This is a genomic window from Streptomyces sp. cg36 (assembly GCF_041080675.1).
GTDB lineage: Bacteria > Actinomycetota > Actinomycetes > Streptomycetales > Streptomycetaceae > Streptomyces.
In genome coordinates this window covers 2,534,208-2,547,167 of the sequence record NZ_CP163520.1, presented here as the reverse complement: position 1 = coordinate 2,547,167, position 12,960 = coordinate 2,534,208, and the positions used below count along the sequence as shown (strand labels likewise).

Annotated in this window: 10 protein-coding genes; 1 reads left to right on the top strand and 9 read right to left on the bottom strand. The window is 72.3% G+C overall.

The window, feature by feature from the left end; all coding sequences use genetic code 11:
• Positions 1-148: 148 nt before the first annotated feature.
• From pyk to pta, 3 genes are all read right to left on the bottom strand, one after another.
• Entirely contained in the window at positions 149-1,579 is a 1,431-nt protein-coding gene (gene pyk / locus AB5J87_RS11165) for a pyruvate kinase (RefSeq protein WP_369376251.1), read from the bottom strand.
• A gap of 101 nt (positions 1,580-1,680) precedes the next feature.
• Positions 1,681-2,931, bottom strand: a complete 1,251-nt coding sequence (locus tag AB5J87_RS11160) for an acetate kinase (protein ID WP_369376250.1) — start codon at positions 2,929-2,931, stop codon at positions 1,681-1,683.
• The gene (gene pta, locus AB5J87_RS11155; protein WP_369376249.1) at positions 2,928-5,021 is read right to left on the bottom strand and encodes a phosphate acetyltransferase; all 2,094 of its coding nucleotides are present in this window, start codon (positions 5,019-5,021) and stop codon (positions 2,928-2,930) included. Before pta ends, AB5J87_RS11160 begins: the two co-directional genes overlap by 4 nt.
• Positions 5,022-5,372: 351 nt before the next feature.
• On the opposite strand from pta, the gene AB5J87_RS11150 reads away from it, so the two are divergent.
• The gene (locus AB5J87_RS11150) at positions 5,373-6,398 is read left to right on the top strand and encodes an ATP-dependent 6-phosphofructokinase (protein ID WP_369376247.1); all 1,026 of its coding nucleotides are present in this window, start codon (positions 5,373-5,375) and stop codon (positions 6,396-6,398) included.
• Between the two features lie 130 nt (positions 6,399-6,528).
• On the opposite strand, the gene AB5J87_RS11145 is transcribed toward AB5J87_RS11150, so the two are convergent.
• The 6 genes from AB5J87_RS11145 to AB5J87_RS11120 all read right to left on the bottom strand — a co-directional run bounded on the left by AB5J87_RS11145 (position 6,529) and on the right by AB5J87_RS11120 (position 12,837).
• Positions 6,529-7,176: a helix-turn-helix domain-containing protein gene (locus AB5J87_RS11145; RefSeq protein ID WP_369383472.1), complete on the bottom strand. Its 648-nt coding sequence runs from the start codon at positions 7,174-7,176 to the stop codon at positions 6,529-6,531.
• Between the two features lie 209 nt (positions 7,177-7,385).
• On the bottom strand, positions 7,386-8,231 hold the full coding sequence (locus AB5J87_RS11140; protein ID WP_369376245.1) for a carbohydrate ABC transporter permease: 846 nt from the start codon (positions 8,229-8,231) through the stop codon (positions 7,386-7,388).
• A complete protein-coding gene (locus AB5J87_RS11135; protein WP_369376244.1) occupies positions 8,228-9,085 on the bottom strand; it encodes a carbohydrate ABC transporter permease in 858 nt (285 codons plus the stop codon). Before AB5J87_RS11135 ends, AB5J87_RS11140 begins: the two co-directional genes overlap by 4 nt.
• Positions 9,082-10,440 carry an extracellular solute-binding protein gene (locus AB5J87_RS11130; protein WP_369376243.1) on the bottom strand — a complete coding sequence of 453 codons (1,359 nt, stop codon included), beginning with the start codon at positions 10,438-10,440 and terminating at the stop codon, positions 9,082-9,084. Before AB5J87_RS11130 ends, AB5J87_RS11135 begins: the two co-directional genes overlap by 4 nt.
• Before the next feature lie 115 nt (positions 10,441-10,555).
• Entirely contained in the window at positions 10,556-11,248 is a 693-nt protein-coding gene (locus AB5J87_RS11125; protein WP_369376241.1) for a response regulator, read from the bottom strand.
• The gene (locus AB5J87_RS11120) at positions 11,245-12,837 is read right to left on the bottom strand and encodes an ATP-binding protein (protein WP_369376240.1); all 1,593 of its coding nucleotides are present in this window, start codon (positions 12,835-12,837) and stop codon (positions 11,245-11,247) included. The genes AB5J87_RS11125 and AB5J87_RS11120 overlap by 4 nt, the downstream gene beginning before the upstream one ends.
• Between the last annotated feature and the right edge of the window lie 123 nt (positions 12,838-12,960).

The following is a 12,960-nucleotide window of genomic DNA, read 5'->3' as shown; positions in this document are numbered from 1 at the left end:
GTTGCGGGCACTCCGCGACTGGGCAACGGAACCGCTCGTGCCCCCCCGCGCGGGTGTGCGCGAGGGCGGCGCCCCGGATCCGCTCCGGTGCACCGCCCTCGTCGCGCGAAGGTCCTCCGTACGGGAACTCCCGTACGGAGCAGCCGCGTCAGCCCTGCTGGTCGCCGCCCAGGTGGTGGACCCGGACCATGTTGGTGGTGCCGGGGACGCCGGGGGGCGAGCCGGCGGTGATGACCATCGTGTCGCCCTCGTGGTACCGCTTGAGCTTCAGCAGCTCGGCGTCCACGAGGTCGACCATCGCGTCGGTGTTGTCCACGTGCGGCACGACGAACGACTCGACGCCCCAGCTCAGCGCCAGCTGGTTGCGGGTGCCGGCGTCCGTGGTGAAGGCCAGGATCGGCTGGGCGGTGCGGTAGCGGCACAGCCGGCGGGCGGTGTCACCCGACTTGGTGAACGCCACCAGCGCCTTGCCGTCCAGGAAGTCCGCGATCTCGCAGGCGGCGCGGGCCACCGAACCGCCCTGGGTGCGCGGCTTCTTGCCGGGCACCAGCGGCTGGAGGCCCTTGGAGAGGAGCTCCTCCTCGGCGGCTTCCACGATGCGGGACATCGTCTTGACCGTCTCGATCGGGTAGGCGCCGACCGAGGACTCGGCGGAGAGCATGACCGCGTCGGCGCCGTCCAGGATGGCGTTGGCCACGTCGGACGCCTCGGCGCGGGTCGGGCGCGAGTTGGTGATCATCGACTCCATCATCTGGGTCGCCACGATCACCGGCTTGGCGTTGCGGCGGCACAGCTCGATGAGCCGCTTCTGCACCATCGGTACCCGCTCCAGGGGGTACTCGACGGCGAGGTCGCCACGGGCCACCATCACACCGTCGAACGCCATGACGACGCCCTCCATGTGCTCGACGGCCTGCGGCTTCTCCACCTTGGCGATGACCGGCACCCGGCGGCCGACCTCGTCCATCACCTTGTGGACGTCCTTGACGTCGTCGGCGTCCCGGACGAAGGAGAGCGCGACCAGGTCGCAGCCCATCCTCAGAGCGAACCGCAGGTCCTCGACGTCCTTCTCGGAGAGGGCCGGGACGTTCACGGCGGCGCCGGGCAGGTTGATGCCCTTGTGGTCGGAGACCACACCGCCCTCGATGACGATGGTCCTGACCCGGGGGCCCTCGACCGAGGTCACCTTGAGCTCGACGTTGCCGTCGTTGATCAGGATCGGGTCGCCCTTGGAGACGTCGCCCGGCAGGCCCTTGTAGGTGGTGCCGCAGATCGACTTGTCGCCGGGGACGTCCTCGGTGGTGATGGTGAACTCGTCACCGCGCACCAGCTCGACCGGTCCCTCGGCGAACTTCTCCAGGCGGATCTTGGGTCCCTGGAGGTCGGCGAGCACGCCCACCGCGCGGCCGGTGTCGGCGGCGGCCCTGCGGACACGGTCGTACCGTTCCTGGTGCTCTGCCTGGGTTCCGTGGCTGAAGTTGAAGCGGGCCACGTTCATACCGGCCTCGATCAGAGCAGTCAGCTGCTCGTAGGAGTCGACGGCGGGGCCCAGTGTGCAGACGATTTTGGAACGGCGCATGAGGCGTATCCTATCGGTTTGTTTCGCTCCGGAATATTCCGTCTGGTGGAATGTACAAATGGGCGGAGGCCCGCTCAGGCGTGGCCCGCCGGACCGCTCCGTCAGGCGTCCGCACCGCCCGGCACGGCGCCCTCGGACCGGACCAGCGCGTACGCCTGGCGCGCGATCTCCAGCTCCTCGTCCGTGGGTACCACTGCCACGGCCACCCGTGCGTATTCCGGCGAGATCAGCCGCGGCGCGTCGGACCGTACGGCGTTGAGCTCGCCGTCGACCGCCAGGCCCAGCTCCTCCAGACCGCGCACCGCCGCCTCGCGCACCGGCGCCGCGTTCTCGCCCACCCCGGCGGTGAAGACCACCGCGTCGACCTTGCCCAGCACCGCGTAGTAGGCGCCGATGTACTTCTTCAGCCGGTGGATGTAGACGTCGAAGGCGAGCGCGGCCCGCTCGTCGCCCTCGTCGATGCGGCGGCGGATCTCGCGCATGTCGTTGTCGCCGCAGAGCCCGACCAGACCGCTCTTCTTGTTGAGCAGGACGTCGATCTCGTCCGTGGACATGCCCGCCACCCGCTCCAGGTGGAAGGTCACCGCCGGGTCGACGTCGCCGGAGCGGGTGCCCATGACCAGGCCCTCCAGCGGGGTGAGCCCCATCGAGGTGTCCACGCACACCCCGCCGCGCACCGCCGACGCCGAGGCGCCGTTGCCCAGGTGCAGGACGATCACGTTGACCTCGGCGGGGTCCTTGCCGAGCAGCTCGGCCGTGCGGCGCGAGACGTAGGCGTGCGAGGTGCCGTGGAAGCCGTAGCGGCGGATGCGGTGGGCGTCGGCGGTCTCCACGTCGATCGCGTACCGGGCCGCGTACTCCGGCATCGTGGTGTGGAAGGCGGTGTCGAAGACCGCCACCTGCGGCAGGTCCGGGCGCAGCCCCTGGGCGGTGCGGATGCCGGTGATGTTCGCCGGGTTGTGCAGCGGGGCGACCGGCACCAGCCGCTCGATCTCCGCCATGACCTCCTCGGTGATCACGGTCGGCGCGGTGAACCTCAGCCCGCCGTGCACCACGCGGTGGCCGATCGCGGCCAGCTCGGGGGAGTCCAGGCCCAAGCCGTCGGCCGCCAGCTCCTCGGCGAGGGCCTTCAGGGCCGCCGCGTGGTCGGCGATCGGGCCGGTGGTCTCGCGCCGCTCGCCGCCGGTCGCCAGCGGGGTGTGCGCCAGCCGGGAGGTCTCCTCGCCGATCCGCTCGACCAGGCCCACGGCCAGGCGCGAGCCGTCGCTCATGTCGAGCAGCTGGTACTTCACCGACGAGGAGCCGGAGTTGAGTACGAGGACGCGCGACGCGGTCGGGTCGGTGCTGGTCATGCGGAGGTCTCCTGCCCCTTTGCCTGCGCCTGGGCCTGGATGGCCGTGATGGCGACGGTGTTGACGATGTCCTGGACGAGGGCGCCGCGCGAGAGGTCGTTGACCGGCTTGCGCAGACCCTGGAGCACCGGGCCCACGGCCACGGCGCCGGCCGAGCGCTGCACGGCCTTGTAGGTGTTGTTGCCGGTGTTGAGGTCCGGGAAGATCAGCACGGTGGCCTGCCCGGCCACCTCCGAGTCCGGCAGCTTGGTGGCGGCCACCGACGGCTCCACCGCCGCGTCGTACTGGATCGGGCCCTCGATCCGCAGGTCCGGGCGCGCCTCGCGGACCAGCTTGGTGGCCTCGCGGACCTTGTCGACGTCGGCGCCAGAGCCGGAGGTGCCGGTCGAGTACGAGAGCATCGCGATCCGCGGGTCCACGCCGAACCGGGCGGCGGTGGCGGCGGCCTGTACGGCGATGTCGGCCAGCTGCTCGGCGTTCGGGTCCGGGTTGACCGCGCAGTCGCCGTACACCAGCACCTTGTCGGCCAGGCACATGAAGAAGACCGACGAGACGATGGAGGCTCCCGGCGTGGTCTTGATGATCTCGAACGCAGGGCGGATGGTGGCGGCGGTGGAGTGCACCGAGCCCGACACCATGCCGTCGGCCAGGCCCTCCTGGACCATCAGGGTGCCGAAGTAGTTCACATCGGCCACCACGTCGTACGCGAGCTCCACGGTGACGCCCTTGTGGGCGCGCAGCTGGGCGTAGCGCTCGGCGAAGGGCTGGCGCAGCTCCGAGGTGTGGGGGTCGATGATCTGGCACTTGGTGACGTCGATGCCGAGGTCGGCGGCCTTCTTGCGGATCGCCTCGGTGTCGCCGAGCAGCGTCAGCTCGCACACGTCCCGGCGGAGCAGGACGTCGGCGGCGCGCAGCACGCGCTCCTCGGAGCCCTCGGGCAGCACCACCCGGCGGCGGTCGGCGCGGGCCGTCTCCAGCAGCTCGTGCTCGAACATCATCGGGGTGACCCGGCCGCTGCGGGCCACCGACATCCGGGCCAGCAGGTCGGCGGTGTCGATGTGCCGCTCGAAGAGGCCGAGGGCGGTCTCCGCCTTGCGGGGGGTCGCGGCGTTCAACTTGCCTTCGAGGGCGAAGAGTTCACCGGCGGTGGGGAAGGACCCGCCGCTCACCGCGATCACCGGGGTGCCGGGCGCGAGCCGGTCGGCCAGGGTGAGGATGGCCTCGCCGGGCCGCTCGTCCAGGGTCAGCAGCACACCGGCTATCGGGGGCGTGCCGGCGCTGTGCGCGGCCAGCGAGCCGACGACCAGGTCCGCGCGGTCGCCCGGGGTCACCACCAGGCAGCCCGGGGTCAGGGCGTTGAGGAAGTTCGGCAGCATGGCGCCGCCGAAGACGAAGTCGAGGGCGTCCCGGGCGAGCCCGGCGTCGTCGCCGAGCAGCACCGTGCCGCCGAGCGCGGAGGTGATCTGGGCGACGGTCGGCGCGGCCAGCGCGGGCTCGTCGGGCAGTACGTAGCAGGGCACCGGGAGGCGGGCCGCCAGGCGCTCGGCGATGGCCGCGCGGTCCTGCGGGTTCACCCGGTTGACGACCATCGTGAGCACGTCGCAGCCCAGGGCCTGGTAGGCGCGGTGGGCGTTGCGGGCCTCGGCCCGCACCGACTCGGCCGTCTGGCCCTTGCCGCCCACCACCGGGATCACGGAGGCGCCGAACTCGTTGGCGAGCCGGGCGTTGAGCGCCAGTTCGTCCGGGAGCTGGGTGGCGGCGAAGTCGGTGCCGAGGACCAGGACCACCTCGTAGTCGCGGGCGACCTTGTGGAAGCGCTCGACGAGCTGGGAGACCAGCTCGTCGGTGCCGCGCTCGGCCTGGAGCGCGGACGCCTCGTGGTAGTCCATCCCGTACACCGTCGCCGGGTCCTGGGAGAGCCGGTAGCGGGCCCGGAGCAGATCGAAGAGGCGGTCCGGCCCGTCGTGCACCAGGGGGCGGAAGACGCCCACCCGGTCCACCTGGCGGGTCAGGAGCTCCATGACTCCCAGCTCGATGACCTGGCGGCCGTCTCCCCGGTCGATCCCGGTCACGTACACGCTGCGCGTCACGCGTGCTCTCCCGTTCTGTCTGTCCTCGCCCAGGCGGCCGGGCTCCGGCGGTCGGAAAAAATGCAGATAGGCCAAGGATGCCCCCTTGACAATACCTCCGTGGGTAGTTAAAGCGCCCGCCGGACCGAGGTCCGCCGGAGGTGGGGCCGAAGGGCCCGGCGGTACGGGCCGAAGGGCCCCGGGGCCCAGGGGCGGAGGGCCCCGGACCCCACGGGCGGAGGGCCCGCGGGGTGCGCGGCGCGCCCGCGCCGGAAAGGCGGGGCCCGCGTTGCGCGTGTGACAATCGGGTCGTCGGCCCGGTCCCCGGTGTGCCGGCACAGCACGGCACCGAAGAGCAGGAGACTGAGCACGATGCGCATCGGAGTACTCACCGCGGGCGGCGACTGCCCAGGGCTGAACGCAGTGATCCGGTCGGTCGTGCACCGGTCCCTCACCGGCCACGGCGACGAGGTCATCGGCTTCGAGGACGGCTTCAAGGGCCTGCTCGACGGCCACTTCCGCAAGCTCGACCTCGACTCGGTCAGCGGCATCCTGGCGCGCGGCGGCACCATCCTCGGCTCGGCCCGCCTGGAGCGCGACCGGCTGCGCGAGGCCGCCGAGAACTGCGCGGAGCTGGCCCTCCGCTACGGCCTCGACGCGCTCATCCCGATCGGCGGCGAGGGCACGCTGACCGCGGCCCGGATGCTGTCGGACGCCGGGATGCCGGTCGTGGGCGTGCCCAAGACCATCGACAACGACATCTCCGCCACCGACCGCACCTTCGGCTTCGACACCGCCGTGACGGTCGCCACCGAGGCCATCGACCGGCTGAAGACCACCGCCGAGTCGCACCAGCGCGTGATGGTCGTCGAGGTCATGGGGCGCCACGCGGGCTGGATCGCGCTGGAGTCCGGGATGGCGGGCGGCGCCCACGGCATCTGTCTGCCGGAGCGGCCCTTCGAGGTCGACGACCTGGTCAAGATGGTCGAGGAGCGGTTCGCGCGCGGCAAGAAGTTCGCGGTGATCTGCGTCGCGGAGGGCGCGCACCCGGCCGAGGGCGCGATGCCGTACGAGAAGGGCGCGATCGACCAGTACGGGCACGAGCGGTTCGCGGGCATCGGCAACCGGCTCGCCAACGAGCTGGAGCGGCGCCTGGGCAAGGAGGCCCGGCCGGTCATCCTCGGGCACGTCCAGCGCGGCGGCGTGCCGACCGCCTACGACCGGGTGCTCGCGACCCGGTTCGGGTGGCACGCGGTGGAGGCGGTGCACCGGGGGGACTTCGGCAACATGACGGCCCTGCGCGGGACGGACATCGTGATGGCGCCGCTGGCGTCGGCGGTGACGGAGCTCAAGACCGTGCCGGCGGACCGGATGTTCGAGGCGGAGTCGGTCTTCTGACGGGCGCTCCCCGAGTCCCCGGGCAGCCGGGGACGCGGGGAACCGCGCGGCCGGAACCGCGCGACCGGACGCGCGGTCCGCGGAGGGCCCCCGGCCCGCGGACGGGTCCCGGGCCGCGCCCGGTCCGTGCCTACACCCGTGCCACCGCCCAGAAGTGGTCGACTATGCGGTCCAGGAAGTCGCGGCCCGCGTCGCCCGCCGTCGACTCCGCCGCGCCGCTCGTCCCCCAGCTCATGGTGGACACCATCCGGCCCTGGTAGTCGGTGTGCAGCTGCTCCAGCACGTCCTCCAGATGGTGGCGCGGCAGCGCGAGCAGTTTGGCGGCCGGGCGCACGTACGCCTGCCAGCGGGTGGTGACCGCGCCGCGCAGCAGCTCCGCCAGGTCCTCCTCCTGGCCGGTCGCCGTCACGTAGTCGCGCAGCGACAGGCCCAGCACCCCGGCGAGCGCCTCGGACTGGCGCTCGTTGCCGCGCCAGCGGCCCGACTCCTCCATCCGGACGTACGCCCCGGCGTCGAGCCCGACCCGGCGCGCCAGCTCCTGCGGGCTCAGCCCGCGCGCCATCCGGTGTTCGCGCAGGGTGGCGGCGGCGGCCATCAGGTCGCCGGGCGAGCACCAGAGCACTCCGGCGAGGGCGGTCAGCTCCCGGGAGTCGGGGGTTTGCAGGCCCCGTTCCCAGGAGGCCACGGTGTCGGGGGAGACCCGCAGTCCGTACTGGGCGTACAGACCGTAGGCGACATGGCCGGGCGCCATGCCCAGCGCCTCGCGCAGTCGGCGCATGGCAGCGGCGTTGAAGGGCGGGGTGGGGTGCACGCGCACACCGTAGGTGCACAGGGTGACGGCTGACCACGGTGTGTTCGCCCAAACATGGCAGATCGTAGGAAGGTACGTCTCCGCTTATCGGTGAGACGTTCGCACCGGACCGCCCGCCGGACCGCTCACCGGCCCGTCCACCGGCCCCTTCGCCGCACCGCGCGCGGGGCCCGCCCTCATCCCTTCACCGCGCCGCCCAGCGCGAAACCTCCGCCGAGCCGTTTCGCGATCAGTACGTAGAGGAGCAGCACCGGGGTCGAGTACAGGATGGAGAACGCGGCCAGCTGGCCGTAGACCACCGAGCCGTAGTTGCCGAAGAAGGTGAAGATCGAGACCGAGGCGGGCAGTTTGTCGGGGGAGAGCAGCAGCATGAAGGGGACGAAGAAGTTCCCCCACAGCATGATGAAGGTGTAGATCGTCACCACCGTCACGCCCGGCCCCATCAGCGGCAGCACCACCCGCCACAGCGTCTGCGGCATCGACGCGCCGTCCACCCACGCCGCCTCCTCCAGGATCCGGGGCACCCCGTCCATGAAGTTCTTCATCAGCCAGATCGCGAACGGCAGTTGCGAGGTGGCGAGGAAGAGCGCCGTGCCGTAGACGGTGTCGATCAGGTCGACCCGGACGAACAGCCCGTACACCGGCACCATCACGGCCGTGATCGGCAGACAGGTGGTGAACAGGACCGTCAGCAGGTACGGGCGGGTCAGGCGCGAGCGGTAGCGCGAGAGCGGGTACGCGGCGAGCACCGCGCACACCACGGTCAGCGCGGTCGCCCCGCCGCACAGGACGAGGCTGTTGAGCATCGGCGTGAAGGTGATCTCGTCCGTCCACACCGCCGAGAAGTTGTCCAGGGTCGGCGAGCTGGGGACCCTGACCCGCAGATCGGCGTCCGGGTCGAGGGAGGAGAGCAGCAGCCACACCAGCGGCAGCGCGAAGGCGGCGGCCAGCGCCGTCAGCGCGGCGTCGGCGGCCAGGCGCTCCCGGGTGCGGCGGCGCGGCCCCCGGCGCGGCGCGCTCACACCTCCACCCGCATCAGCCGCAGGTAGACCACCGAGAACAGCGCGCCCACCAGGAGCAGCAGCAGGGCGACCGCCGTGCCGTAGCCGAGCAGGCTCTTCAGGAACGCCTGGTCGTACATGAACACCGGGAGCGTCTGGCTGCGCCGCCCGGGGCCGCCCCGGGTCATCGCCCAGATCAGCCCGAACACCGAGAGCGTCTGCAGGGTGTTGAGCATCAGATTGGTGCCGATGGAGCGGCGGATCATCGGCAGCGTGATGTGCCAGAGGCGGCGCGGCCCGCTGGCGCCGTCCACCTCGGCGGCCTCGGTGATCTCCTGGGGGATCTCGGCGAGCGCGGCCGAGTAGATCAGCATCGAGAACGCGGTGCCGCGCCACACGTTGGCGAACGAGACCGCCAGGACCGGCAGCCCGAACAGCCAGTTCTGGGTGGGCAGATGGAGCCAGTGCAGGATCGCGTTCAGGGTGCCCTCGCGGCGGAAGAAGGCGTACAGCAGGAACGCGGCGACGATCTCCGGCAGCACCCAGGCGGCGATCACCAGCGTGCCGGTGAGGGTGCGCACCGGCCGCGAGGCGCGCCGCATCAGGGCGGCCAGCGCCAGGCCCAGGGTGTTCTGGCCGACGATCGAGGAGAGCACGGTGAAGACCACCGTCAGCCAGACCGCGTTGCGGAAGCCGGGGTCGGCGAAGGCCCGCCGGAAGTTGGCGAACCCGACGAAGCTGGTGCCGGACGAGCCGGTGAGCTGCATGTCGGTGAAGGAGATCCAGACGCAGTAGCCGATGGGTCCGGCGAGGAAGAGCAGCAGGAGCAGGGTGGCGGGGGCCAGCGGCAGCCAGCGGACCGGCCGGGCCCTCACCGGGCCGCCACCGCCCCTTCGGCGATCGTGCGCAGCTGCTCGTCGTAGGACCGGGCGGCCTGCCGCGGCGAGGAGTCCCCGGTGGTCACCGCCTCCATCGCCTCCCCGATCGCGGACGAGACCTGCGGATAGACCGGCAGGGCCGGGCGGTAGTGGGTGTACTGGACGAGTCCGGTGAAGAAGTCGATGCCGGGCATGGACTTCAGATACGCCGGGTCCTTCGCCACGTCGTCGCGCACCGCGATCTGCGCGTCCGCCACGTCCCACCGCACGGCGTTGGCCGGGGTCTGCATCGCCTTCAGGAACTCCCAGGCGAGCTCCGGGTTCCCGGCCTTGCGGGGGATCGCCCAGGTCCAGCCGCCGGAGAGGGAGACCCGGCCGGGCGCGCGGCTGTCCTGGGTGGGCATCGCGGCCCGGCCGAGCGCGGTGGGCCACTGCGGCCACTCCTTCGCGCCCCTGGGGCCCCAGAACTGGCCGAGCCACGACCCGTCCAGCGCGATCGCCAGCTTCCCCTCGGGCAGCCACTCGGTGGCGACCCGGGTGTTCACATTGGGGTCGAGCGCGTCCGAGACGTCCGGGCCGAGCTTCTCGCCGTACACCGTCCGTACGAAGGCGAGGGCGTCCTGGAAGCCCTGGGAGCCGGTGATCCACTTCTTGGCGGCGGGGTCGTAGAGGGGGTTCTCGCCGGTGCCGTACAGCAGCATCTCGAAGCCCTGCATCACCGCCGCCTCGCCGACGGCCTTGCCGGTCAGGACGTTGAGCGGGATGACGCCGGGGACCTTCGCCTTGATGGTGCGGGCGGCGGTCAGGATGTCCGCCCAGTTCCTCGGCTGCCAGTCGGCGGGCAGGCCCGCCCTGGTGAGGATCTGCTTGTTGAACCACAGGCCCCGGGTGTCGGTGCCGTCCGGGACGCCGTAGGTCTTGCCGTCCTCGGCCCTGGCGGCGGCCTTCGCCGTGGGGACGAAGCGGCTCCAGGAGTCCCAGGAGGCCAGTCTGTCGTCGAGGGGGCTCAAGTACCCGGCCTTGATGTCGGAGTTGATGCGGAAGGTGTCCTCGTAGACCAGGTCCGGCGCGGTCTTCGCGGAGCGCATCATCTGCTGCGCCTTGGTGGCGTAGTCGTTGTCCGGGGCCTGGATCGGCACGAGCTTGATCTTCTTGCCGGGGTGGTCCTGCTCGAACTGCCGCTTCACCGACTCCAGGAAGTCGTCCTTGAAGCGCACCTTGTTGTCGGTCGAGCGGTTGTAGGCGACCTTGACGGTGTCCCGGTCGCCGCCGGATCCGGAGTCGCAGGCGGCGAGCGAACCGGCGGTGAGCGCGGTGGCGAGGATGAGCGGGGCAAGGGCGGTGGGGCGCACGGCACGACCTCCTCGGGCCACGAATGGCTGCCCGGTGAACGTAAAGCCGCCCCGGAGCATGGTCAATGGGGCGGTGGCGCGCCCCAGCGATGCTGACGGTCCGTCATGTCACGTGTCAGCGGCGGGAGTCGAGCCAGCGGTACTGGAGTTCCGGGCGGCCGATCTGCCCGTACTGCGGGGTGCGCCCGGCCCGGCCCGTGGTCACCAGGTGCTCCAGATAGCGGCGGGCGGTGATCCGCGAGATGCCGACCGCCTCGGCCGCCTCGGTCGCGGTCACCCCGGCCGCGGAGGCCCGCAGGGTGCGGGTGACGGCCTGGAGCGTGGGCGCGCTCAGCCCCTTCGGCAGGGCCGCGGGCTGCGGGGCGCGCAGGGCCGACAGGGCCCGGTCCACCTCCTCCTGCCCGCTGGCCTCCCCGGCCGTGGCGCGGAACTCGGCGTACCGTACGAGCCGGTCGCGCAGGGTGGCGAAGGTGAACGGCTTCAGCACGTACTGGACCACCCCCAGCGATACGCCCTCGCGCACCATCGTCAGATCGCGCGCCGAGGTCACCGCGATCACATCGGCGCCGTGCCCGGCGGCCCGCAGCGAGCGCACCAGCTGGAGGCCGTGCCCGTCCGGCAGGTACAGGTCGAGCAGGAGCAGATCGATCCCGACGCGGTCCAGCAGGCGCAGCGCCTCGGCCCGCGAGTGGGCGACCCCGGCGACCGCGAAGCCCGGCACCCGGCCCACGTACAGCTGGTGCGCGTCGGCGGCGACCGGATCGTCCTCGATCACGAGCACTCTGATGGGGGAGGCGGCGTCGCTCATACCGGCACGGCCTCACTGCGCAGCGGCAGCCGTACGGTGAACTCGGCGCCCCCGTACGGCCCCTGGGCCAGTGCCACGCTGCCGCCGTGCCGGGCCGCCGTCAGCCGCACCAGCGCGAGACCGATGCCGCGCCCCGGGCTCTTGGTGGACCAGCCGCGCTCGAAGACCGCGTCGGCGGCGGCCGGGGCGACGCCGGAGCCGCTGTCCGCGACCCGGACCAGCAGCGCGTCGCCCTCGGTGGTGAGGGTGACCGCGACCCGGGCGCGCGGGCTGCCCTGGGCCGCGTCCACCGCGTTGTCCACCAGATTGCCCAGCACGGTGACCAGGTCGCGGGGCGGCAGCGTGGGTCCGAGCAGCCCGTCCTCGATGGCGCTGCCCTCGGTCAGCGCCAGCTCCACGCCGTGCTCATGGGCCTGCGCGGCCTTGCCGAGCAGCAGCGCGGCCAGCACCGGCTCGCCCACCGCCGTCACCACCTGGTCGGTCAGCGCCTGGGCGAGCTCCAGCTCGGCGGTGGCGAACTCGACGGCCTCCGCCGCCCGGCCCAGCTCGATCAGCGAGACCACCGCGTGCAGCCGGTTCGCCGCCTCGTGCGCCTGCGCCCGCAGCGCCTGGGTGAAGCCCCGCTCGGAGTCCAGCTCGCCCGAGAGCGCCTGGAGTTCGGTGTGGTCGCGCAGGGTCACCACGGTGCCCCGGCGGCCCCCGCTGGAGACCGGCCGGGTGTTCACCACCACGATCCGGTCGGCCGTCATGTGCAGCTCGTCCGCCCGGGGCTCGCTCGCCAGCAGCGCCCCCGCCAGCGGCGCGGGCAGCCCCAGCTCGGCCACCGAGCGGCCCACCGCGTCCTCGCCGAGCCCCAGCAGCTCCCGGCCGCCGTCGTTGATCAGCGCGATCCTGCGCCGCCCGTCCAGCATCAGCAGCCCTTCGCGCACCGCGTGCAGCGCCGCCTGGTGGTAGTCGTGCATCCGGCTCAGCTCGGCCGCGTTCATCCCGTGGGTGTGCCGCCGCAGCCGTGCGTTGATCACGTACGTGCCGAGGCCGCCGAACGCCAGCACCCCCGAGGCGACCAGGAGCAGCGCCGCCACCTGCCTGCGCACCTGCTCGCTGATCCTGTCGATGGTGATGCCCGCGCTGACCAGGGCGGTGATCCGGCCGTGGTCGCGGACCGGGGAGACGACCCGCACGGAGGGGCCGAGCACCCCCATGTGCGTCTCGCTGAAGGTCTCGCCGCGCAGCGCGGGCGCGATGTCGCCCAGGTACGGGCGGCCGATCTCGCCGGGCACCGGATGCGTCCAGCGGGTCCCGTCCGGCGCGAGGACCACCACGAAGTCCACCCCCGAGGTGTGCCGCAGGCTCTCCGCGTACGGCTGGAGGACCGCCGTCGGGTCGGGCGAGCGGACCGCGTCGACGACGGCCGGCGAGGTGGCCACGGCCGTCGCGATCGCGGTGGTCTGGCGCCGGGCGGTCTCCTCGGCCTGGGCCCGGTCCTGGACGTAGGAGTACAGCGCGCAGCCCGCCACGATCGCGGCGACCAGCACCACCTGCATGGCGAAGAGCTGGCCCGCGAGGCTGCGGGGACGGGGTATGCGCATGCCGGACAGTGTGCACCCGCGCACATCACCGTGGGGACAGGCCGTGTGAACGAAATGCACGCAAGGGTGACCGGCGTCACAGCCTGGTGGATAGTCGCGGGGATCCATCGGGACATGGACGCA

What these genes read in the sequence shown, in the direction of transcription:
- AB5J87_RS11120 (WP_369376240.1), bottom strand. Translation starts at nt 12,837, where the DNA reads ATGCGCATACCCCGTCCCCGCAGCCTCGCGGGCCAGCTCTTCGCCATG.
- pyk (WP_369376251.1), bottom strand. Translation starts at nt 1,579, where the DNA reads ATGCGCCGTTCCAAAATCGTCTGCACACTGGGCCCCGCCGTCGACTCC.
- AB5J87_RS11145 (WP_369383472.1), bottom strand. Translation starts at nt 7,176, where the DNA reads ATGCGCCGACTGCGCGAGGCGCTGGGCATGGCGCCCGGCCATGTCGCC.
- AB5J87_RS11125 (WP_369376241.1), bottom strand. Translation starts at nt 11,248, where the DNA reads ATGAGCGACGCCGCCTCCCCCATCAGAGTGCTCGTGATCGAGGACGAT.
- AB5J87_RS11160 (WP_369376250.1), bottom strand. Translation starts at nt 2,931, where the DNA reads ATGACCAGCACCGACCCGACCGCGTCGCGCGTCCTCGTACTCAACTCC.
- AB5J87_RS11150 (WP_369376247.1), top strand. Translation starts at nt 5,373, where the DNA reads ATGCGCATCGGAGTACTCACCGCGGGCGGCGACTGCCCAGGGCTGAAC.